Origin of the sequence: Gordonia mangrovi, from assembly GCF_024734075.1 — a bacterium.
GTDB classification, from domain to species: Bacteria; Actinomycetota; Actinomycetes; order Mycobacteriales; family Mycobacteriaceae; genus Gordonia; species Gordonia mangrovi.
In genome coordinates, this window is record NZ_CP102850.1 from 544,438 (window position 1) to 565,088 (window position 20,651).

Consider the following 20,651-nt stretch of genomic DNA (forward strand, 5'->3'; position numbering starts at 1 on the left):
TTATCTTCTCGCGGTGATATTTACCCGAAACATGTAACTCCTGTGACTCCTGATCACCAAAGTCCACTGAAAAGCACAATTCACTGCGTTTCCGTCCAAACCCTCTGTCCCAGAATAATTCTCACGAACCATTCCCTTGACATCGAACACTCTTGCGATTACCTTGGAGTCATGAGAACTTCGGGGGATCTCACCACCATCACTGATTCATTGCGCGAGCTGCATTTTGACGACGACATGTCGGGGCGGGCGGCGTTCGACGCGATGACCGCGCTGGTCACGTTGCGTAATCTGATCGAGCATCACGCTGCCACGGTGGTCGGCCATCTCGACCGACTCGGCGTGGCCACCGATCACGGCCGCAAGGTGAGTGAACTGTTGATCGTGATGGGGTTGGCCCCGGCGGTCGCCTCCCGGTTGATCCGGATCGCCGCCGCCCGCACGAAACTCCCGACCCTGGGCGCCCATGCCGCCGATGGGGCGATCTCGGCCGAACATGTCGACGCGGTCGGCAAAGGTGTCGAGCACGTCGCGACAAGATCGGCGGAACCGATCGACGACCCGGCACGTCTGAACATCGTGACCGACCTCCTCGCCCAATTCTTCTCCGGCGCCACCCCCGCCGAGATCGGAAAACACGCCCGCCGGCTGGGTAACCAGCACGCCGAGGACACCGGTGGGCTACCCGCATCCGAGGACCGCAACCTCAACGCCCTCACCCACGACGTCGACGGCGACGGCCGCCTGCAGGTGCGCGCCGACCTCAACACCGAAGTCGGCGAAAAATTCAGTGCGGCGATGGAAGAGTTGGCCGCACCCCGACCCGAACCCGACGGCTCACCCGATGCCCGCGGCCCGGAGCGCCGCCACGCCGATGCACTCGAAGCGTTGTTGGATATCGCCGCCCGCAGCGGGGATGCCGCGTCCGCACCGCGTCATCAGATGCTGGTGTCGGTACCGGCCGATACCCCGGACCTGGCCGAACTACCGTTCATGGGGTCACTCACCGAAGCCACGTTGCGCACCCTGACCTGCGACACCACCGCGACCGTGGCGATCGTCGACGGTGAGCAGGTGCCGATGGAGATGAGTAAGGAGAAACGCCTGTTCCCGCCCCACCTACGCAAAGCCTTGCACAAGCGGGATCAGTGCTGCATCAAATGCGGAGTGGCGGCCACCCGCTGCCAGGGACACCATCTCGTGCATTGGGCTGACGGTGGAATCACAGTGCTGGACAACGGATGCCTGCTATGCCCATCCTGTCACGCCGACATCCACCACAACGGATGGGAGGTGATCATGGGCCACGACCGACACCCCTGGCTCATCCCACCCGTTTCGGTCGACCCGCACCGCCGACCGATACCCGCCTACAACCGACGCACCCTGAACCTCGACAACCTGCCTGCAGCCGCCTGAAGCCAGGCCCACCACTTCCCACGCACCCGGCCCCGGTCGGGACCGCAACCGTCCCTTGAGAACTCCACAGCGTAAACCGGCGCCACCACCATGGTGACGCGTACCCGACGGCCACCACAGTTGCACGCCAACCAGGGTGGTGCGCGGTACGCGACACCGTGCGCCGGCGGCCACATTGCCCGCAAACCGTATGCCGCGTGGCGATCACCGCACCATGCGGACCGCAAGCTCCCCGTAGGCCCGCCCTAGCGCCACCGGATCCCGGTGGGTTCGTGAGGGGAACCACCGGCACACGTCGACGCACAACGACGACAGGGCCAGCACCGCGTCGTCGGCGACGGCGACGGTGAACTCACCGGAGTCGATCCCACCCTGCACGATCGTGGCCAACACGGCGGAGGTCTCGCGCCGGATCGCGGTGATCGTCCGGTAGTGCTCGCGGGTGAGTCCGTGCAGTTCGTATTGCACGACCTTGGCCAGCTCGTGGTGCTCGGCCTGCCAGCGGGTGAACACCTCGATCACGGTCCGCAGCCGGTCGGCGGCGGGCAGCGCGTCGTCGTCCGCCTCGCGCAATGCCGACAAGACGCCGCGGTGGCCGTCCAGCGCGATGACGTAGAGCAGTTCTTCTTTCGATTTGTAGTGCGGATACATGGCCGCAGCACTCATGTTCAGCCGCTTGGCGATCTGCCGTGTCGACGTGCCGCCGTAACCCACCTCGGCGAACGAGGCGATCGCCGCCTGCCGGATCCGTTCGGCGGCCGCGGAGTCGCGCGTCGTCACCGGCATCTCACTCCTCACTCGATCAGGACCTGTTGACCTCGTCGCACAGTACGATGCATCATAAGCGAGCGCTTAGCGAGATGCCGACGAAGGAGCCCCATGGCTGCACCACTCTCCCGCCGCGACCTCGAGTTCCTGCTCTACGAGTGGCTCGACGCCGAGGCGCTAACCGGTCGCGAGCGGTTCGCCGAGCACTCCCGGGAGACGTTCGACGCCGTACTCGAGCTCAGCGAGGACCTCGCCACCAAGCGCTTCGCTCCCGTCAACAAGCTCGGCGACCAGCACGAGCCCTACGTCGGCGACGACGGCAAGGTCGTGCTGCCCGAGGAGATCACCTCGGGCATCGCCGAGTTCATCAAGGCCGGCCTCACCGCGGGGTCCTTCGACGAGTCGCTCGGCGGCATGCAGCTGCCCACCGTGGTCAGCCGCGCCTCGAGCGCATGGTTCCAGGCCGCCAATGCGGGGATGTCGTCGTACGCCTTCCTGAGTGTCGGCAACGCGAACCTGCTGGCCGAGTACGGCACCCCCGAACAGATCGACACCTGGGTGCGACCGATGATCGAGGGGCGCTTCTTCGGCACCATGTGCCTGTCGGAGCCGCAGGCCGGATCGTCGCTCGCCGACATCACCACCAAGGCACAACCGCAGGACGACGGCACCTACCGGATCACCGGCACCAAGATGTGGATCTCGGCGGGCGAACACGAACTGTCCGAGAACATCGTGCATCTCGTGCTGGCCAAGGCCCCCGGCGGCGGCCCCGGCGTCAAGGGCATCTCGCTGTTCATCGTGCCGAAGTACCTGGCCGACGGCACCCGCAATGACGTCGCTCTTGTCGGCCTCAACCACAAGATGGGCAACCGCGCCACCACCAACACCCTGCTGAACTTCGGCGACGGCAGCCATTCCCCCACCGACACCCCCGGCGCGGTGGGCTATCTGGTGGGCGAGGAACACCGCGGGCTCTCGTACATGTTCAAGATGATGAACGAGGCCCGCATCGGCGTCGGATTCCTCGCCACCGCACTGGGATATGCCGGCTACCTGGCCTCACTCGAGTACGCGAAGGTGCGTACCCAGGGCCGTCCGGTCGACCAGAAGGACCCCGCGAGCAAGCCGGTGCCGATCATCGAGCACGCCGACGTCAAACGGATGCTGCTGGCGCAGAAGTCCTACGTCGAAGGCGCGCTCTCACTGGAGCTGTACTGCAGCAAGCTCGTCGACCTCCAACAGACCGGCGACGACGACGAACGCTCCCGCACCGGGCTGCTGCTCGACGTGCTGACCCCGATCGCCAAGAGTTGGCCGTCGCAGTGGTGTCTGGAAGCCAACAGCCTGGCCATCCAGGTGCACGGCGGATACGGCTACACCAAAGAATTCGATGTCGAACAGTACTACCGCGACAACCGGCTGAACCCGATCCACGAGGGCGCCCACGGCATCCACGGCCTGGATCTACTGGGTCGCAAGGTCGTGATGGCCGGCGGCGCCGGACTTTCGTTGCTGACCGAGACGATCGGCGCCACCATCGAACGCGCCGCCGACAACAGCCAGACCGACGACACCGAGGCCGCCGAGTTCGCCACGCAGCTGCGCGGGGCGGTCGATCAGCTCGTGGCAGCCACCGCCACCGCATGGTCGAGTGGCGATCCCGCCGTCGCCCTGGCCAATGCCACCGCCTACCTCGAGGCCGCCGGACACATCGTGGTGGCGTGGATGTGGCTCGAACAGTTGCTCGCCGTCGGCACGAAGACCGGCGACTTCTACGACGGCAAGCGCGCGGCGGCACGCTACTTCTACCGCTACGAGCTGCCCAAGACCCGCATCCAGCTCGATCTGGTCGCCGCGCTCGACCGCACCACCCTGGACGCCGACCCGGCCTGGCTGTAGGCCGGAACACCAGTCCGCCGTGACGCACCCGATCACCAGCAATTGAGGAGAACTGCATGTCCGTGACAGATCTGTTCGGCGTGACCGACAAGGTCGTGATCGTGACCGGCGCATCGTCGGGGCTCGGGGTGGCATTTGCCAAGGCGTTCGCCGAGGCCGGTGCCGACATCGTGCTCGCTGCGCGCCGCGCGGAGAAGTTGGCCGACACCGCCGCGATGGTGGAAGCCCTGGGCCGCAAGGCGCTCAACGTGACGGCCGACGTGGCCGACCCCGACCAGTGCCAGGCCGTCGTCGATGCCGCGATGGAGACGTTCGGCCGCGTGGACGTACTGATCAACAACGCCGGTATCGGCACCGCCGTCCCGGCCACCCGCGAGACCCCCGACCAGTTCCGCTCGGTCGTCGACATCAACCTCAACGGGTCGTACTGGATGGCGCAGGCGTGCGGGCGGGTCATGCAGCCCGGCAGCGCGATCGTCAACATCTCCAGCGTGCTCGGCATCACCACCGCCGGGCTTCCCCAGGCCGCCTACGCCGCCAGCAAGGCCGGCGTGATCGGTCTGACCCGAGACCTCGCCCAGCAGTGGGGTTCACGAAAGGGCATCCGGGTCAACGCGATCGCTCCGGGATTCTTCGCCAGCGAGATGACCGACAGCTACCACGACGGCTATCTGGAATCCCAGTTGCCGCGCATTCTGCTCGGCCGGATGGGTCAGGGCGAGGAGCTGGCGGCCACCGCCATCTGGCTGGCCTCGCCGGCAGCCGGATACGTGACCGGACAGACGATCCCGGTCGACGGCGGCATCACCGTCACATAGTCCATGCGGCAGCAGACAAATCCGGTTCGGTACGTCGCGGTCGGCGACAGTTTCACCGAAGGTGTCGGTGGAGTGCCGGTCGGCGACCACGTGCGCGGATGGGCGGATCTGGTCGCCGACGGGCTGGCGATGCACCACGGGCAGATCGAATACGCGAACCTCGCGATCCGCGGCCGGCTGTTGGCACCGATCGCGACCGGTCAGATGGATGCCGCGTTGGCTCTCGATCCGCTGCCGACCCTGCTGACATTCAACGGCGGCGGCAACGACATGCTGCGTCGCGGAATCGAACCCGCGCAGCTCATCGAGATGACCCGCGTCGCGGTGCGGCGCTGCCTCGACGCCGGCGTCGAGGTGGTCCTGCTCGCCGGCGCCGACCCGTCCGGCGGGCTGCCGTTCGGGGAGACGATCCGGGCCCGCGGCGAACTGCTCACCACCGAGACCGCCACGCTCGCCGACGAGGCGGGCGTGACCTTCGTCGACCTGTTCCACGACACCGAACTGCGGCGGCCGGAGTACTGGTCGGACGATCGGCTCCACCTCAATCCCGTCGGCCACCAGCGCGTCGCCGCCGCACTCCTGCGGGCGCTCGGCGTGCACACGGTACCGATCCCGGAGCGTCCGGCCGCGCCGATCACCCGGGGTCGCGCCGTCGAGGACCTGCGCTTCGTCCGCACCCATCTCACGCCATGGGTGATCCGCCGCCTGCGCGGTCGATCGTCCGGCGATGCCCGTTCGGCCAAACATCCGGCCTGGATCACCGTCGACACGGCATCGGTCGGCTGAGCCGCACCCGGCACCGGTCTTCGTAGACTGTCGGAGACATGGCTGCCACCCCTGAACTACTCCTGCGCGAACCCGCCCACCAGGTCGACCGACGGTCGATCACCATGTGGCGGATGACGCCGCTACTGGTGGGACTTCCGCTGCTCGCCGCGTGTGTGATCGTCGCGTCGCTTGTCGATCAGGTCCGGCTGATCGCGTTGATCGCCGCGATCGCGTGCGTGCTGGGTACCGCGTTCTATGTCACGGTCGTGCCCATCTGGCGGTACCGGTTTCATCGGTGGGAGATCAGTGACGAGGCCGTCTACACCCAATCGGGATGGTTCACCCGGTCGCGGGTGATGATCCCGATCGCGCGCATCCAGGTCGTCGACACCGCGGCCGGCCCCATCGAACAGCTGCTCAACCTGGCCACCCTGACCGTCACCACCGCGTCGTCGGCCGGCACCATCCGCATCGTCGGACTCGACTCGGGTGTCGCCCGGGCCACCGCGGCCGACCTCACCGCACGTACGCAGGCCGATGACGCGACCTGACCTCGCCGGCACCGTCGTCGACCAAGCCGACGAGTGGCATCGGCTGTCCCCGTGGATGATCGCCGTCCGCCCCGTGGAGCAGCTGCCGCAGCTGATCCCGGTGTTGTTGGCGATCGTGTTCGCCGGCCGCAGCGCGCCGCTGCTGATGCTGTCCCTGGCCATCGTCGCGGTGCTGGTGGTCGCCGTGGTGCCGTGGCTGACCACCCGCTATCAGGTGACCGACGAACACGTGCGTGTCCGCAGCGGACTGCTGACCAGAAAGGTGGCCACCGCACGCCGCGACCGCGTTCGCAGCGTCGACCTCACCGCGTCGTTGCCGCTGCGGCTACTCGGACTGCAGAAGGTGCGCATCGGCACCGGCGGCGACAAGCAGTCGTCGGTGGTGGAGCTCAACGCCGTCGGCGCACCCGAGGCACAGATGCTGCACGAGTACCTGATGGCAACCGGGGCGCGCGAATCCGCGCAGGCCACCGCACAATCCACACCCGCCGGTGCTCCCCAGCAGCTGTCGCACCTGCAGCCGTCGTGGCTGCGCTTCGCACCGTTCTCGATGGCCGGACTGGCCGCGGCCGCCGCGGTCGGTGGACTCTCGGTGCAGCTCGCCAACGAGACCGGGCTCTACGAGCGGGGCGCGAGCATCGCCGAGAAGACCGCCGACAGTCTCCGCGCGATTCCGCTACCACTGCTCGTCACCGCCGTCGTGGTGGCCGTGCTCGTCGTGGGTGCGGTGCTGTCGGTCGCCGGATACGTCCTCGGTTACTGGAACTTCGACCTGAGCCGCAACTCCGACGACGCCACTCTGCGGATTCGCCGCGGGCTGCTGACGACCAACGCGACCAGCCTCGACGAGGCGCGCGTCCGCGGTGTCCACCTACACGAACCGATACTCATGCGCCCGTTGGGCGGGTCACGTCTGCATGCGATCGCCACCGGGCCGGCGAAGACCCCGCTGCTGCTGCCGCCGGCACCAGCCGAGGAAGCCGTCCGCGTCGGCCGGCTGGTCACCCACGAGGGCGACGAACTCACGGTGCCGCTGATCCGCCACGGAGCCGTGGCGTTGTCCCGTCGTCTCACCCGAGCATTCTGGGGCGGCGCGCTCGTCGCGATCGGCGTCATCGTCGCCGTGATCGGGCCACTGACCTGGCCCTGGCTGGTCGTTGCCGGCGCTGCGGCGATCGGCACCACCGGCCTCGGCGTGGTCCGCTACCGCCACCTCGGCTTCCGGATCACCGAGCGGTCGGTGGTCGTCGGGCCGCCGCGGGTGGCGCGCCATCGCTACGTCGTCGACCGCGACGGCGTGGTCGGCTGGGCATCACGCGCATCGTTCTTCCAGCGACGCCGAGGCGTCGAGACCCTGGTGCTGGCGACCGCGGCGGGTACCGAGGCCTATGCGATGGTCGATGTCGACCCCGCAGCGGCCACCGAGGCGATGGCCACCGTCTCCCCCGACCTCGTCGCGCCGTTCCTCATCTGACCCCGTTAACTGGGCGCTGTCTTGGCTGGGCGCTGTCTTGGCTGGGCGCTGTCTTGGCTGGGCGCTGTCTTGGCTGGGCGCTGTCTTGGCTGGGCGCTGTCTCCGGTCGACTGAGCACGGACGGGCAGGTCCAAGACAGTCGCGGATCGGCGGGATTGAGACAGTTGACCAACTTTCTTGAGACTATTTCCCCAAACCGTCCCACCGCGACCCCCCAGGGTGGTACACATCACATCAGTCAGTGCTGACTGGTTTGTCAAGGGACGGGGACCATGGACAACAACCACAACGAATTCACACGACGTTCCGCGCTCAAGGGCGCGGCCGCCGCGGCAGTACTCGCCGGCACCGCGGTCGCGTTGCCCAATGTGGCGGTGCCGTCAGCCCGCGCGGTGCCGCGCACCGGCCAGGGCAAGGGCCGCGAAGTGGCAGTCTTCGGCGGCGGGATGTCGGGGCTGGCGGCGGCGCACGAGCTGATCGAACGCGGGTTCCGCGTGACCGTGTACGAGCCCGCCTTCCTCGGCGGAAAGGCCCGCAGTCACGATGTGCCGAACACCGCCCGCGGCGGCCGACAGCACCTGCCCGGCGAACACGGCTTCCGGTTCTACCCGGGCTGCTACCAACATGTTCCGGACACCATGGAACGTATCCCGCTGGCCGGCGGCGGCGACGTCAAGAACCGGCATCTCGTCAACGTCGAAACCGCGGTCGTCGCCTTCGACGACACCGGATACGCCCCGGTCTCGGCTCCGGCCTCGATCATGGGCTTCATCGACCACGCTCCCGCCATCGTCAATCTCGAGAACCTACGCAACGCGCTGACCACCGGACTGAAGTTCGTGGTGGACATCCCGCCGCATGAGCTCGCCTACTTCGTCGCCCGCGAACTGATCATCGCCACCAGTTGCGAGGAGCGCCGGCTGGGCCAGTGGGAGAAGCAGTCGTGGCTGCAGTTCGTCAAAGCCGACGGTAAGTCTCCGGCGTATCGCGCCTACCTCGCGGGTGCGCTCACCCGCGCCCTCGTCGCGGCCAAGTCGCATACCGCCTCGGCCCGCACGATCGGGCAGATCGGTCTGGCCCTGGCCACCTCGGCCACCGGCCTGGTCGGACACTACGATGCCGAGCTCGTGAACGGCGGTGTCGACCGCATCCTCAACGGACCCACCAACCACACCTGGATCGATCCGTGGGTCGCCTATCTCCGGTCGCGCGGTGTGCGATTCGCCATGGGCACCGGCGTCAGCCGATTCCAGGTGGCGGGCAAACGCATCACCGGCGCCTCGATGAGCGACGGCAGCACAGCGACCGCCGATTGGTTCGTCGCAGCCATGCCCATCGACCGTCTCAAGCCCCTGCTCACCCCCGATCTCGTGGGCGCCGATCCGTCGCTGACCGGAATCCGTCGCCTCGAAGACGATTGGATGGTCGGCATCCAGTACTTCATGTCCCGCAAGTCCGAGGTGCCGCCGAGTCACATCGCCTCACTCGGCACCCCGTGGGCACTGACGGGCCTGTTCCAGGCAAAGCCCTGGAATGTCGACTTCGCCAAGACCTACGGCGACGGCACCGTGCGCGACTGCCTGTCCATCGACATCTCCGAATGGGAGAAACCCGGGATCCTCTACGGCAAGACAGCAAAACAGTGCAGCCGCAAGGAGATCGCGCGCGAGGTGTGGGCGCAGATGAGCCGCGCGATGAACGCCGGCGGGAAACGCATCCTCCGCGACGAGGATCTGGTCACCTGGTCGCTCGACCCGGGCATCACCTGGTCGCCGACGATCCAGAACGCCACCCCGTTGATGGTCAACACCGCCGGCTCCTATGCACATCGCCCCACCGCGCACACCCGTATCCCCAACTTCTTCATCGCCGGAGACCATGTCCGAACCAATATCGATCTCGCGACCATGGAGGGCGCGAACGAATCCGGCCGGCGCGTGACCAACGCGATCCTCGCCGCCGCCGACAGTCCGGCGCGGCCGGCACCGGTGTTCCCGTTGTGGGAGCTGCCGATGCTCGATCCGTTCAAGGCCGAGGATCGCAACCGTTACCGTGCGGGGTTGCCGCATTTCCTCGACGTCTGAGCACGTCGTCGCGGGCTACTATCGCGGAATGGATTCATCGGCGCGTGCAGCAGTTCCGCCGGGCACGCAGCCGCGCGGTGACCGCACGCGCACCCAGATCCTGGATGCCGCGATCCGGGTACTGGTCGAGCGGGGATACGCCAAGACCAGCACGCTGGCGATCCAGGCCGAGGCAGGTGTGACGCGCGGACGGCTGCTGCATCACTATCCCTCCCGGGACAGCTTGCTGATGGCCGCCGTCGACCATCTCGCCCGCACCCGCATCGCCGAGATGCCCGAGCAGGTGGACTGGCCCAGCGATCCCGCCGAACGAATCGGCCCCGCGATCGATGTGGGCTGGAGCACGTTTCACCAACCGTATTTCGTTGCCTCGATGGAACTCTGGATCGCCGCACGGACCAATGAGCAGCTCCGCAATGCGCTGGTACCGACGGAGCGGCGCCTGGGACCGACGGTGCGTCAGGCCGTCGCGGGTTTCCTCGGCGACGAACTCACCTCCCGACCGCGATACCCGGAGCTGTATCCGTTGCTGTTGTCGAGCATGCGCGGCGTGGCCACCACCTACCTGATCGACCGCCGCGATCCGACCACGGACCCGCACCTCGAGTTGTGGAAGTCGATGACCAGGACGTACCTCCTGTGACTCGCGACCGGCGCCCTGCCATCGGTCAGGGGGCGATGGTCACCGTCGTCCCGATGCGAACCCATTGGACGACTTGGTCACCGAAGAACTCGTATCGAGAACGATTTCCGAGTCGCCGGACGCTCATGCTTTAATGGAAACGATTCCCAACAAGGAGGTTGCCTCGTGAAGGTCCGCGCATCCATTCGGTCATTGAAGAACCAACCCGGTTCTCAGGTGGTCAAGCGCAAGGGCAGGATCTACGTCATCAACAAGGCCAATCCTCGTTTCAAGGCACGGCAGGGCTGAAGTCGAGGGGTTGCCATATCGGCACGGCGCCGGCATGCCCAGTCGACGAAATCCGACGCCCAGTCGACGGTCAGGAGCAGCAGTCGCAATCATGCGCTGCGGTGGCCTCGCGATTGATTACCGGCGCACAGCATGCGTCGCCCTTCCACGCGTTGACACCCTCGCGGACCGCGATCCCGGCGATCACCAGCGCCGCGATCGGGTCGGCCCACGACCACCCGAGCAGACTGTTGAGCAGCAAGCCGATCAGCAACACCGCGGACAGATAAGTGCACAGCAACGTCTGTTTGGAATCAGCGACCGCCGTGAGGGATCCGAGCTCGCGGCCGGTTCGGCGTTCAGCCCACGACAACACCGGCATGACGACTACACTCGCCGCAGCCAACGCGATCCCGATCGACGATTGCTGCGCCTCACTGCCCAATCCCACCAGGGCGAGGATCGAATCGACTCCGACGTACAACGCCAGCGCGAAGAACGAGAACGCGATGATCCTCAACGTGATCTTCTCGCGATGCTCTGGATCCTTACCGGCGAACTGCCAGGCGACGGCGGCCGCCGACGACACCTCGATGACCGAATCGAGACCGAAGCCGATGAGCGCTCCGGAAGACACCCGAGCACCCTCGGTGAGCGCTATGACCGCCTCGATTACGTTGTAAGTGATCGTGATCGCGACAAACCATCGAATTCGACGCTGCAACAACTTCCGATGGTCGGGGCTGATCGTCGGACTGCTCGTCGTCCGGCTGCCCACTGACGGCATCCCCAGTTCCGACGCCATCAGCAGCAGTCCTCGTCATCAGCGTTGTCGCAGCAGGTCGGGTCGACCGCCAGAACCAGCCCGAGCAAGTCGTCGAGTGCGTGCGCAATTCGCTTATCGGCCAGTTCGTATCGGGTGCGGCGCCCCTCCGGTACCGCCACCACCAAGCCGCAACCACGTAGACAGCTCAGATGATTCGACAGCGACTGCCGCGTGACGCCGATGGACTCGGCCAACTCGGAAGGGTAGGCCCCGCCGGTACGCAGGCGTAGCAGCACCTGCGTACGGGTGGAATCCGACAACGCGTAGCCGAACCTCGTCAACGCATCGCGGACCGCGACCACAGTTTCCATACGTCGAACAGTACACGCAATACTGAATACACAATACTCTGTACCAATTGGACGATCGAGGGCTGCGTGGACGGTCGACCACATCGATCACGTCCACTATTACCGGGCACCCGTGAGAACCTGGGCACGACCATGGCGCGGAGGGTGTCGAGTCGCGGCGCAGGGGGACGAATTCCGGGGGAGAACAGCGAGCTCAGGGCCGCCGCGCGGTCGCGATCAGGGTGTCGCACCTGACCTCGGACATGCCGTCGTCGGCGAGTCGACGGAGAAACACGTCACGTAGGTCGGCGACGGTCTGCGGCTCCATACCGTGCAGGGCGCCGCGCATCCCACTACCCAACACCATCGACCAGGAGAACTCGTCCGTGCGCGGCACCCGCAAGGTCAGCACCGACGCCGACGCGCCGACCGCGCCCAGAGCGGCGAGCCACCCGGTGATCTTGTCCACCGTGTCGATCCGCGTGATGGGATGGGGCGGGCCGTCCGACGGGTCACGGGGCGACGGCGGCGGCTCCGCACCCGTCATCCGGGCCACCTCGGTGTAGAAGGTTCCCACGAAGTCGTACAGTGCGTCGCCATGCCAGACCGCGAAACCCAGTCGCCCACCAGGGCGCAGCAAGGTCAGGAGTCGACGCACGGTGTCATCCATGTCGGGGAGGAAGAACACCCCGAAGCCACAGATCAACGCGTCGTATCCACCGTCGTCGCGGCCCGGCAGAGCGGTCACGTCGTCGACCCGGAAGTCGATGTTGCGCAATCCCGCCGCATCGGCGGCCGCGCGCGCACGACCGATCAAATCGGCCGCGAAGTCGACGGCCACCACCGAACCCTGCGGCCCGACGACCCGAGCCGCAGCCAACGCACTCGCACCGGTGCCGGCGCACACGTCGAGAACCCGGTCACCGGGCGACAGGCCGACCTCGTCGACGAGCGCCTCACCGGCGGGTCCCCACACCAACGGTGTGACGGTGTCGAAGTCCGGGCTGGTGGAATTGAAGATGTCCGCAAGTGACGGTCCACTCATGCCCACAACTTAGTCGTGTTGGCAACGATTTTCGAGAGCAAAGCGTTCCGCCGCAGCATCGCCGAAGCGCGGAATCGACGCCGCAGCCTCAATATCATGGGCTCCATGACCTCGGCCCAGTTGCGCGCCTTTGTCGCCATCGTGCGGACCGGGTCGGTCAAGCAGGCAGCCGCCGAACTCGGCCTCACCGAGCAGGCGGTGTCGATGCACGTCGCGCAATTGCGCAAGAGTCTGGGCGATCAGCTGTTCCGGCGGACACACTCCGGGCTGGCGTTCACCCCGGGCGGATTGCGGCTCGCGGCGCGCGCGGTGGAGATCCTGGGCCTGCAGGACCAGACGATCAGTGAGGTCGAGGCCGCCGCGGGCGGGCAGCGCACGATCCGCCTCGCCACCTCGAGCCTGTTCGCCGAACACGCCGTCGGCGGCCTGATCGACCTGTTCACCCGTCGCGCGAAAGACCTCGAGGTAGAGCTGACCGTGCAGCCGCCGGATCAGTTCGCGTCCCTACTGGCGTCGCGCGCCGTCGACGTCGCGATCGGAGCCGCCCCGCTGGAGGCAGAGACGGCATCGGCTGCGCCGACGCTGAGCTGCAAGGAATTCCTGACCTATGACGTCGAGGTGATGGCGTCGCCGTCGCATCCTTTCACCACTCGCCGGGTGAGTCCGGAGGAGATGGCCCACGCCACGTGGAATCTGGGCCCGTCGGCAGCCGGCGAGAGCGGTGTGGTCCCCGAGATGCTGGCCGATCTCGGTGTCCCCGAGGACTGTCAGCGGATCTTCCAGAGCGACGCCGCCGCATGGGAGGAAACGCAACGCGGCACCGGTCTGACCCTGGCCCTGACCTTCGCCGTGCACTCCGATCTCCGCGCCGAACGCCTCGCGCGGGTGGCCGGTCCAGGCGTCCATCGACGGGCGACCTGGAGCGCGATGACACTCGCCCACGACCCCACGCGCACGGCCGGCGAACTCATGCGATTCGTGACCACCCCGAAGGCGATACAGGCGATGCTCCGCGGAGCGGGTGTGCCGCTGAAGAGTTTCCGGCCGGCCGTCTATGTCACGCTGTGGAATTGACGGCCGCGCGTGATGCCTGGCCGAGGCCGCCCGCGAGTGTGCTTCGTGGGCCTCATCGCCGCCGCAGCTCGGTGATGGTGGTGACTACCGCGGCGAGATCGGCAACGGTCGCCGCGGGCATCAGTCGGTCACAGTACGGAAGAGCCGCAGCCATGCCGCCGACGAGCGGCTCGTAGTCGGCGGCACCCGCACGCGGGTTGAGCCAGATGACCGCGAAGGTGCGCCGTGCGATCCGCGCCATCGCCCGGGTCATCTGCTCTGGATCGTCGGAATCCCAACCGTCGGAGGCAATCACGCAAATAGACCCGCGCAGGGCCTGGCCATGGCGCGAGGTGACCAGGGCGTCCAGACTGGAGGCGATCCGGGTACCGCCGAATCGGTCGGCCACTGTCGCGCTCGCCTCCTCGATCGCCTCGTCCACCGACGATCTCGCCAGCATCGGTGTCATTCGGGTCAGTGCAGTGCCGAACGCGAAGGTCTCGCCCCGCCCCCGTCGCGACAGGGCGCGCATGACATGCAGGTATGCACGGGTGTAGGCCTGCATCGACTGGGACACATCACAGATCATCACCACGCGACGGTCGCGCCACCTCGGGCCACGGTAGGCGACATCGGCGACTTCCCATCCGGTGTGCCGGGAGTGTGCCAGCGTTGCGCGCAGATCGATGCGCCTGCCGTCGGCGAGGGTGCGTTCGCGACGGCCCCTTCGTCGGGGCCAAGTGGCGACGGCGCGGTCCAGCCAAGCCTCGACCTGCCGAAGTTCTTCGGTGTCGAGGTGATCGAAGGGCACCTGCGAGATCGCTTCGACGGCACTCGGCCGGGGCACCCACACCGGTGCACCGCCGTCGTCGGATCGGTCGGAGTTCTCGGCCACCGACATTCGGGGCAGAGTGGCCCACGGTAGCCCCTCCGGGTCATCTCCGCCCCGGGCCGCACCGGGTATCGGATGCTCCTGGTCCCCGGACCGAGCCGACGACCGGCTACGCAGCGCTGCCGGGTCGAGGGAGAACACGGCGTCGTCGAACACCGCGGCGAACACGGCGTCGAAGACTGCCAGGTCGGATCGTCTGCGCACCAAGGTGATCCGCATCGTCCAATAGAGTCTGTACCGATCCGACATCGACCCACGCGGCAACGCGTCGAGAGCACGACACAGCACCGCGGCGTCGGCGTGGCCGACGGGGACACCCGCGCTGCGGAGGCGGTCGGTGAATCCGGCGGCAAACGCCGCACGATCGACGTGCCCCAGTATCTGTGATCCGGTCATCTCGGATGCCGGGTCACCACACGCCGCCGTGATCGAGGGCGGCCAGCAGGGTGTCGTGGTCGTCGGGTGTCTTGACCAACGTGCCGATGCTCGGCGCGACGGTGGTCGCGGCCAGTTCCGTGACGCCCAACGTGATCAGCGCCGACAGCCAGTCGATCGCCTCCGCGATGCCCGGCGGCTTGTCGAGGTCGAGGTCACGCACCCGGCCGACGAACACCGATGCGTCGGCGATGAGGCGCTCCGATGCGCCGGCCACGGTGCGCCGTAGGATCGCGGCCACCTGCGCCGCACCGGGGTAGACGATCCAGTGATAAAGGCAACGCCGCCTCAGCGCCTCATGCAACTCCCGACTGCGGTTGGAGGTCAGCACCACCAGCGGCCGGCGCTGCGCGGTGATGGTGCCGAGCTCCGGCACGGTGACCGCCCCCTCGCCGAGGAATTCGAACAGCAGCGCCTCGAATTCGTCGTCGGCGCGGTCGATCTCGTCGATCAGCAGGACCGGCGGCCGCTGCCCACGATGCCGGATGGCGGCCAGCAACGGTCGTTCCGAGAGGAACTCGGGCGCATACAGATCAGCGTCGTCCAGCGCGCGACCACGCGACTCGGACATCTTGATCGCCAGCAGCTGCCGCTGATAGTTCCACTCGTAGAGCGCATCGTGGGCGGCCAGCCCCTCGTAACACTGCAGCCGGATCAGTTCGGTGTCCACGGCGCTCGCCAGCGCGGTCGCTGCCGACGTCTTGCCCACACCCGGTTCGCCTTCCAGCAGGATCGGCATCTGCAGCGACGTGGCGAGAAACAGTGCGGTGGCCAGTCCGTCGTCGGCGAGGTAGTCGACGGCGTCGAGGCGGCGCACGACGTCGTCGGGTGAGGAGAACAGTGGCGCCTCGCCGGTCATCGCGATCTCGCCGCATCCGCCTCGGGTGACCGGGCGAGCAGTCTCCGGTAGTCGTCCTCGGTGTCGACGTCGAGCGGGGTCTCATCGTCGACGTCGACGGTGACGAGTTGGGCACCGGCGGCGTCGATCAGCTTCCAGACGCCCTTGTCGCCGTGGAGTTGATCGAGCATGGGAAACACCTCGCGCCCCAACCAGAACGGGTGTCCGAGACCGTCTCGGTACCGAATCGCAGCCAACGGTGCTGCGCGGGCCGCCGACAGCAGGGACCGAACCGTCGAACCGGCGACTCCCGGTTGATCGCCGAGCAGCAACACCACTCCGTCCGCGTCGGCGGGCACATACCGAATCGCCTGCCGGATCGACGACGAGCAGCCGGCTTCGGGGACCTGGTTGCGTACCACGGTCAGATCGGCCAGGTCGTGGTGCGCGATCACCTCGTCGGCGGCCGTGCCGAGGGTGAGGATGATCTGGTCGAATCCCAGGCGGCGCACGTTCTCCAGCGTCGCACCCAGCAGTGTGGTGCCTGCATACGGGAGCAACTGCTTGGGCCGTCCCAGGCGGCGGGATCCGCCGGCGGCGAGGATGACCGCACATACCGGCGCCGTCATCGGGCCGCCTGCAGCCCACCTGCCGACCGGGCGACGAACGTGTCCCGGCATCCGGTGCAGCAGAACCAATGTGGGCCGGATTCGTCGGTGCATTGGACGGTGTCGTCGGTCACCACGACGGTCATCCCGCAGATCGGATCGACCTCCCGTCGCGGGCCCTCGGCGTCTGCACCGGCAGCGTCGGCGTCGGCGCCGGCAGCGGTGCCGTGAGTGACCGCGATCCCGCCCTGTCGGATGGCTGCCACCACCTGCGCCATAACCGACAGGGCGATCTCCGGCGGGGTGCGCGCTCCGATGTCGATACCGACCGGGGTGTGCACCCGCTTGCGCTCCGGTGCCGACAGATCCATCGCGTCCAGTATCGCCGCCCCGCGCGTTCTGCTGGCCACCAGCCCGACGAACGGGACGCCGCTCTCCAGCGCGGCGCGGATCGCCCCGGCCTCGTCCCCGCCGTGTGTCGCGACGATCGACGCCATCACCGCGTCGGGTTCGGACACGTCATGTCCTCCGGCCTCGTCCGGGTCGGCTCGGCGCACCTCGAATCCCAACAGCCGAGCCTGATCGACGACGGCCAGTGCGATCGGCTTGTCACCGATCACGTGGATGATCGGGGTGGGCACCACCGGTTGGATGAAGATCTCCAGCGCACCGCCCGACAGGCATGGGTTGACCGCGACCAGGGCACCGGACGTCTCCGGATAGGCGTCGGCCCCGTCGGGGAGCACCCGCAGCAGCACGCCTTCGCCGTCGGCGATCGAGTCGACGGCCGTCTGCCGCACCGATTCGATCGCGCACTGGCCACCCACGAATCCGAACATCTGACCGTCCGGGGTCACCAATGCCTGGTCACCGGCCCGCGCCGAGGTCGGGGGCTGTGCCCGCACGACGGTGGCGCGTGCGAACGGAGTACGCCGATCGGTGAACTCGGCGGCCACCTCGTCGAGCGATCTGCGGTCGTCGGATGTCATGGCACTCCTCTCGTCTACACGCTGCTGCGCTCCCCGGCTCGGCTCGCGAGCCCTGGGCTCAGATCGGCGGCCGTGCCCGGCCCTGCATCGCCTCCCAGACCCGCGACGGGGTCAGCGGCATGTCGGCATGCCGAACCCCGAAGGGCGCCAACGCATCGACCACGGCGTTGACCACTGCCGGCGGCGATCCGACCGTTGCCGACTCGCCGACGCCCTTGGCACCGATCGGATGGTGCGGCGACGGGGTCACCGTCTGCCCGGTCTCCCAGTGCGGCACCTCGAGTGCGGTGGGGATCAGGTAGTCCATCAACGACCCGTTGAGGCAGTTGCCCTCCTCGTCGAACTCGATGATCTCCATCAGCGCCATGCCGATGCCATCGGTGAGTCCGCCGTGCACCTGCCCCTCGACGATCATCGGGTTGATCCGGGTACCGCAGTCATCGACCGCGACGAACCTGCGCACCTTCACCACCGCGGTGTGGGGGTCGATGTCGACGACACAGATGTAGGCGCCGAACGGGTAGGTGAGGTTGGCCGGGTTGTAGACCACTGAGGCGTCCAGGCCACCCTCCACCCCTGGCGGCAGATCACCGGCACCGTGGGCCTTCATCGCGATGTCGGCGATGGTCACCGATGTGCCCGGATCGCCCTTGACCGCGAAACTTCCCTTCTCCCACTCCAGGTCGGCAACAGAGACCTCGAGCATGCCCGCGGCGATGAGTTTGGCCTTGTCGCGGACCTTGCGGGCGGCCATCGCCGCCGCCGCCCCGGACACCGGCGTGGATCGACTGCCGTAGGTACCCAGGCCGAACGGCGTGTTGTCGGTGTCGCCGTGGACGACGTCGATGTCGTCGGGGGCGATGCCGAGTTCCTCGGCGACGATCTGCGCGAACGTCGTCTCGTGTCCCTGGCCCTGGGACTGCACCGACAACCGGACGACGGCCTTGCCGGTGGGATGGACCCGCACGTCGCACCCGTCGGCCATGCCGAGGCCCAGGATGTCCATGTCCTTGCGCGGGCCGGCGCCCACCGCCTCAGTGAAGAACGCCACGCCGATACCCATCAGTTCACCGCGCTCGCGTTTGGCGGCCTGCTCGGCGAGCAGGCCGTCGTAGTCGGCGATCCGCATCGCTTCGGCCATGGCCGCGTCGTAGTCGCCGGAGTCGTAGATCCAGCCGGTCTTGGTGGTGTACGGGAATTGGTCGGGCTCGATGAAGTTCTTGCGCCGCAACGCGATCTGGTCCATCTTCAGCTCGAAGGCCAGACAGTTCACCAGCCGCTCCACGAGGTAGACCGCCTCGGTGATCCGGAACGAACACGCGTAGGCGACACCACCGGGAGCTTTGTTGGTGTAGACCGCCGTCATCGAACAGTACGCGGCCTCGAGTTGATAACTGCCGGTGAAGACACCGAAGAACCCGGCCGGGTATTTGACCGGCGCCGCGACGCCATTGAATGCTCCGTGGTCGGCGAGGACGTTGGTGCGGATGGCGAGGATGCGGCCATCCTTCGTGGCAGCGATCTCGCCGCGCATCACATAGTCGCGGGCGAAGCCGGTGCTGGTCAGGTTCTCGGTGCGGTCCTCCATCCACTTGACCGGTTTGCCGGTGACGATCGACCCCACGACAGCGCACACGTAGCCGGGATAGATCGGCACCTTGTTGCCGAACCCGCCGCCGATATCCGGCGAGATGACGCGGATCTTGTGTTCGGGGATGCCGGCGACCAATGCGTAGAGGGTGCGATGTGCGTGTGGCGCCTGGCTCGTCGACCATAGGGTCAGCTTGCCGTCGACGCGATCGAAATCGGCGACCGCGCCGCAGGTCTCCATCGGCGCGGGGTGCACGCGCGGGTACACCATGTCCTGGGTGACCACCACGTCGGCGTCGGCGAACACCGCGTCGGTGGCTGCTTTGTCACCGGTCTCCCAGTCGAAGATGTGGTTGTCGGTCTTGCCCTCGAGGTCGTCCCGGATCACCGGCGCCGACGGGTCGAGGGCTGCGCGGACATCGTGGACGGGGTCGAGGATGTCGTAGTCGACGTCGATCAGTTCGAGCGCATCACGTGCCGCATAGCGATCTTCGGCGACGACGGCCGCGACCTCCTGGCCCTGGAAACGGACCTTGTCGGTGGCCAGCACCGCCTGCACGTCGTTCGACAGGGTCGGCATCCAGTCCAGACCCAGTCCCTTCAGGGTTTCGCCGGTGATGACGGCCTTCACCTTCGGCAGCGCCTCGGCCGCGGTGGTGTCGATGCCGACGATCCTCGCGTGTGCCACCGGTGAACGCAGGATCGCCATGTGCAGCATGCCGGGCAACTGCACGTCGTCGCAGTACCGGCCGAGGCCGCGGATGAAGCGCGGATCCTCCTTGCGCAGCATGCGGCCGTAGCCCATCGGCTTGTGGTTGTTGTCGACGAGGTCGTCGGGTCCCGGCGCGGCGGCCGGTTCGGGGGGTGTGGTGATGGTCATCGGAGCGCCTCTTCCGCAACGTCATCGGTGGCGGCTGTTTCGGTGGTGCCGGCCTCATGCTGTGCGGCCCACTGCACCGATCGCACGATCGTGGTGTAGCCGGTACAGCGGCAGATCTGCCCGCTGATCGCCTCCCGGATCTCGGCCTCGGTGGGATTCGGGTTCTCGTCGAGCAGTGCGCGGGTGGTCATCAGCATGCCGGGTGTGCAGAATCCGCATTGCAGCCCATGACATTCCATGAATCCCTGCTGCAGCGGATCGAGAGTGGTGCCCTGTTCGAGCCCCTCCACGGTCCGCACCTCGTGACCCCCGGCCATCGCGGCGAGCATGGTGCACGACTTCACCGGTTGTCCGTCGACCTGCACCACACAGGTCCCGCAGTTGCTGGTGTCGCAGCCCCAGTGGGTACCGGTGAGCGCGAGGTGGTCGCGCAGGAAGTGGACGAGCAGCAGGCGCGGCTCGATGTCGCGGGTCACCGACTCGCCGTTGACGGTCATCGTCACTTTCATCG

General features: G+C 67.3%; 20 protein-coding genes. 10 read left to right on the plus strand and 10 right to left on the minus strand.

From position 1 onward, the window contains the following. Window positions 1–171 precede the first annotated feature (171 nt). Complete coding sequence (locus NWF22_RS02650; protein ID WP_160900756.1) at window positions 172–1,419, plus strand: HNH endonuclease; 1,248 nt, start codon at window positions 172–174, stop codon at window positions 1,417–1,419. A 204-nt stretch (window positions 1,420–1,623) separates the two neighbouring features. Here NWF22_RS02650 and NWF22_RS02655 read toward each other — a convergent pair whose 3' ends face one another. Next, window positions 1,624–2,205, minus strand: coding sequence for a TetR/AcrR family transcriptional regulator (locus NWF22_RS02655; RefSeq protein ID WP_160900755.1), 582 nt, complete (start codon window positions 2,203–2,205; stop codon window positions 1,624–1,626). Between the two features lie 93 nt (window positions 2,206–2,298). Here NWF22_RS02655 and NWF22_RS02660 point away from each other — a divergent pair, with 93 nt between their 5' ends. From NWF22_RS02660 to ykgO, 8 genes are all read left to right on the plus strand, one after another. Beyond that, on the plus strand, window positions 2,299–4,089 hold the full coding sequence (locus NWF22_RS02660) for an acyl-CoA dehydrogenase (RefSeq protein ID WP_160900754.1): 1,791 nt from the start codon (window positions 2,299–2,301) through the stop codon (window positions 4,087–4,089). 56 nt (window positions 4,090–4,145) lie between these two features. Beyond that, entirely contained in the window at window positions 4,146–4,907 is a 762-nt protein-coding gene (locus NWF22_RS02665; protein ID WP_160900753.1) for an SDR family NAD(P)-dependent oxidoreductase, read from the plus strand. A gap of 3 nt (window positions 4,908–4,910) precedes the next feature. Beyond that, window positions 4,911–5,693, plus strand: coding sequence for an SGNH/GDSL hydrolase family protein (locus NWF22_RS02670; RefSeq protein ID WP_160900752.1), 783 nt, complete (start codon window positions 4,911–4,913; stop codon window positions 5,691–5,693). Window positions 5,694–5,731: 38 nt separating this feature from the next. Continuing rightward, window positions 5,732–6,226 carry a PH domain-containing protein gene (locus tag NWF22_RS02675; RefSeq protein WP_160900751.1) on the plus strand — a complete coding sequence of 165 codons (495 nt, stop codon included), beginning with the start codon at window positions 5,732–5,734 and terminating at the stop codon, window positions 6,224–6,226. After that, window positions 6,213–7,700: a PH domain-containing protein gene (locus NWF22_RS02680; RefSeq protein ID WP_160900750.1), complete on the plus strand. Its 1,488-nt coding sequence runs from the start codon at window positions 6,213–6,215 to the stop codon at window positions 7,698–7,700. The genes NWF22_RS02675 and NWF22_RS02680 overlap by 14 nt, the downstream gene beginning before the upstream one ends. A 272-nt stretch (window positions 7,701–7,972) precedes the next feature. Further along, window positions 7,973–9,784: a hydroxysqualene dehydroxylase gene (locus NWF22_RS02685; protein WP_160900749.1), complete on the plus strand. Its 1,812-nt coding sequence runs from the start codon at window positions 7,973–7,975 to the stop codon at window positions 9,782–9,784. Window positions 9,785–9,812: 28 nt separating this feature from the next. Next, window positions 9,813–10,427, plus strand: coding sequence for a TetR/AcrR family transcriptional regulator (locus NWF22_RS02690; protein ID WP_160900748.1), 615 nt, complete (start codon window positions 9,813–9,815; stop codon window positions 10,425–10,427). A gap of 165 nt (window positions 10,428–10,592) precedes the next feature. Continuing rightward, on the plus strand, window positions 10,593–10,715 hold the full coding sequence (gene ykgO, locus NWF22_RS02695; RefSeq protein ID WP_160900747.1) for a type B 50S ribosomal protein L36: 123 nt from the start codon (window positions 10,593–10,595) through the stop codon (window positions 10,713–10,715). 70 nt (window positions 10,716–10,785) lie between these two features. Here ykgO and NWF22_RS02700 read toward each other — a convergent pair whose 3' ends face one another. The 3 genes from NWF22_RS02700 to NWF22_RS02710 form a co-directional block, all read right to left on the minus strand. After that, window positions 10,786–11,499 (minus strand): cation efflux transmembrane domain-containing protein, encoded by a 714-nt coding sequence (locus tag NWF22_RS02700; RefSeq protein ID WP_160900746.1) that lies wholly within the window; start codon window positions 11,497–11,499, stop codon window positions 10,786–10,788. After that, window positions 11,499–11,831, minus strand: coding sequence for an ArsR/SmtB family transcription factor (locus NWF22_RS02705; RefSeq protein WP_160900745.1), 333 nt, complete (start codon window positions 11,829–11,831; stop codon window positions 11,499–11,501). Before NWF22_RS02705 ends, NWF22_RS02700 begins: the two co-directional genes overlap by 1 nt. Window positions 11,832–12,024: 193 nt before the next feature. Continuing rightward, entirely contained in the window at window positions 12,025–12,855 is an 831-nt protein-coding gene (locus tag NWF22_RS02710; RefSeq protein WP_160900744.1) for a class I SAM-dependent methyltransferase, read from the minus strand. Window positions 12,856–12,960: 105 nt separating this feature from the next. Here NWF22_RS02710 and NWF22_RS02715 point away from each other — a divergent pair, with 105 nt between their 5' ends. Continuing rightward, window positions 12,961–13,929 (plus strand): LysR family transcriptional regulator, encoded by a 969-nt coding sequence (locus tag NWF22_RS02715; protein ID WP_160900743.1) that lies wholly within the window; start codon window positions 12,961–12,963, stop codon window positions 13,927–13,929. A gap of 52 nt (window positions 13,930–13,981) precedes the next feature. Here NWF22_RS02715 and NWF22_RS02720 read toward each other — a convergent pair whose 3' ends face one another. From NWF22_RS02720 to NWF22_RS02745, 6 genes are read right to left on the minus strand one after another with little or no spacing between them, the layout of a single operon-like run. Beyond that, on the minus strand, window positions 13,982–15,196 hold the full coding sequence (locus tag NWF22_RS02720) for a vWA domain-containing protein (protein ID WP_160900742.1): 1,215 nt from the start codon (window positions 15,194–15,196) through the stop codon (window positions 13,982–13,984). A 13-nt stretch (window positions 15,197–15,209) separates the two neighbouring features. Continuing rightward, on the minus strand, window positions 15,210–16,094 hold the full coding sequence (locus NWF22_RS02725; protein WP_160900741.1) for an AAA family ATPase: 885 nt from the start codon (window positions 16,092–16,094) through the stop codon (window positions 15,210–15,212). Next, a complete protein-coding gene (locus NWF22_RS02730) occupies window positions 16,091–16,702 on the minus strand; it encodes a nucleotidyltransferase family protein (protein ID WP_160900740.1) in 612 nt (203 codons plus the stop codon). Before NWF22_RS02730 ends, NWF22_RS02725 begins: the two co-directional genes overlap by 4 nt. After that, window positions 16,699–17,670, minus strand: coding sequence for an XdhC family protein (locus NWF22_RS02735; RefSeq protein WP_160900739.1), 972 nt, complete (start codon window positions 17,668–17,670; stop codon window positions 16,699–16,701). Before NWF22_RS02735 ends, NWF22_RS02730 begins: the two co-directional genes overlap by 4 nt. A 58-nt stretch (window positions 17,671–17,728) precedes the next feature. Then, window positions 17,729–20,140, minus strand: coding sequence for an aerobic carbon-monoxide dehydrogenase large subunit (locus NWF22_RS02740; protein ID WP_160900738.1), 2,412 nt, complete (start codon window positions 20,138–20,140; stop codon window positions 17,729–17,731). Next, complete coding sequence (locus NWF22_RS02745; RefSeq protein ID WP_160900737.1) at window positions 20,137–20,649, minus strand: (2Fe-2S)-binding protein; 513 nt, start codon at window positions 20,647–20,649, stop codon at window positions 20,137–20,139. The genes NWF22_RS02740 and NWF22_RS02745 overlap by 4 nt, the downstream gene beginning before the upstream one ends. Between the last annotated feature and the right edge of the window lie 2 nt (window positions 20,650–20,651).

Excerpts from the sequence above, each read along its gene's own strand:
- NWF22_RS02715 (WP_160900743.1), top strand. The coding sequence starts at position 12,961 with ATGACCTCGGCCCAGTTGCGCGCCTTTGTCGCCATCGTGCGGACCGGG.
- NWF22_RS02665 (WP_160900753.1), top strand. The coding sequence starts at position 4,146 with ATGTCCGTGACAGATCTGTTCGGCGTGACCGACAAGGTCGTGATCGTG.
- NWF22_RS02675 (WP_160900751.1), top strand. The coding sequence starts at position 5,732 with ATGGCTGCCACCCCTGAACTACTCCTGCGCGAACCCGCCCACCAGGTC.
- NWF22_RS02730 (WP_160900740.1), bottom strand. The coding sequence starts at position 16,702 with ATGACGGCGCCGGTATGTGCGGTCATCCTCGCCGCCGGCGGATCCCGC.
- NWF22_RS02720 (WP_160900742.1), bottom strand. The coding sequence starts at position 15,196 with ATGACCGGATCACAGATACTGGGGCACGTCGATCGTGCGGCGTTTGCC.
- NWF22_RS02685 (WP_160900749.1), top strand. The coding sequence starts at position 7,973 with ATGGACAACAACCACAACGAATTCACACGACGTTCCGCGCTCAAGGGC.
- NWF22_RS02725 (WP_160900741.1), bottom strand. The coding sequence starts at position 16,094 with ATGACCGGCGAGGCGCCACTGTTCTCCTCACCCGACGACGTCGTGCGC.
- NWF22_RS02670 (WP_160900752.1), top strand. The coding sequence starts at position 4,911 with ATGCGGCAGCAGACAAATCCGGTTCGGTACGTCGCGGTCGGCGACAGT.
- NWF22_RS02740 (WP_160900738.1), bottom strand. The coding sequence starts at position 20,140 with ATGACCATCACCACACCCCCCGAACCGGCCGCCGCGCCGGGACCCGAC.
- NWF22_RS02680 (WP_160900750.1), top strand. The coding sequence starts at position 6,213 with ATGACGCGACCTGACCTCGCCGGCACCGTCGTCGACCAAGCCGACGAG.
- NWF22_RS02650 (WP_160900756.1), top strand. The coding sequence starts at position 172 with ATGAGAACTTCGGGGGATCTCACCACCATCACTGATTCATTGCGCGAG.
- NWF22_RS02710 (WP_160900744.1), bottom strand. The coding sequence starts at position 12,855 with ATGAGTGGACCGTCACTTGCGGACATCTTCAATTCCACCAGCCCGGAC.
- NWF22_RS02705 (WP_160900745.1), bottom strand. The coding sequence starts at position 11,831 with ATGGAAACTGTGGTCGCGGTCCGCGATGCGTTGACGAGGTTCGGCTAC.
- NWF22_RS02690 (WP_160900748.1), top strand. The coding sequence starts at position 9,813 with ATGGATTCATCGGCGCGTGCAGCAGTTCCGCCGGGCACGCAGCCGCGC.
- NWF22_RS02655 (WP_160900755.1), bottom strand. The coding sequence starts at position 2,205 with ATGCCGGTGACGACGCGCGACTCCGCGGCCGCCGAACGGATCCGGCAG.
- NWF22_RS02660 (WP_160900754.1), top strand. The coding sequence starts at position 2,299 with ATGGCTGCACCACTCTCCCGCCGCGACCTCGAGTTCCTGCTCTACGAG.
- NWF22_RS02700 (WP_160900746.1), bottom strand. The coding sequence starts at position 11,499 with ATGGCGTCGGAACTGGGGATGCCGTCAGTGGGCAGCCGGACGACGAGC.
- NWF22_RS02745 (WP_160900737.1), bottom strand. The coding sequence starts at position 20,649 with ATGAAAGTGACGATGACCGTCAACGGCGAGTCGGTGACCCGCGACATC.
- NWF22_RS02735 (WP_160900739.1), bottom strand. The coding sequence starts at position 17,670 with ATGACATCCGACGACCGCAGATCGCTCGACGAGGTGGCCGCCGAGTTC.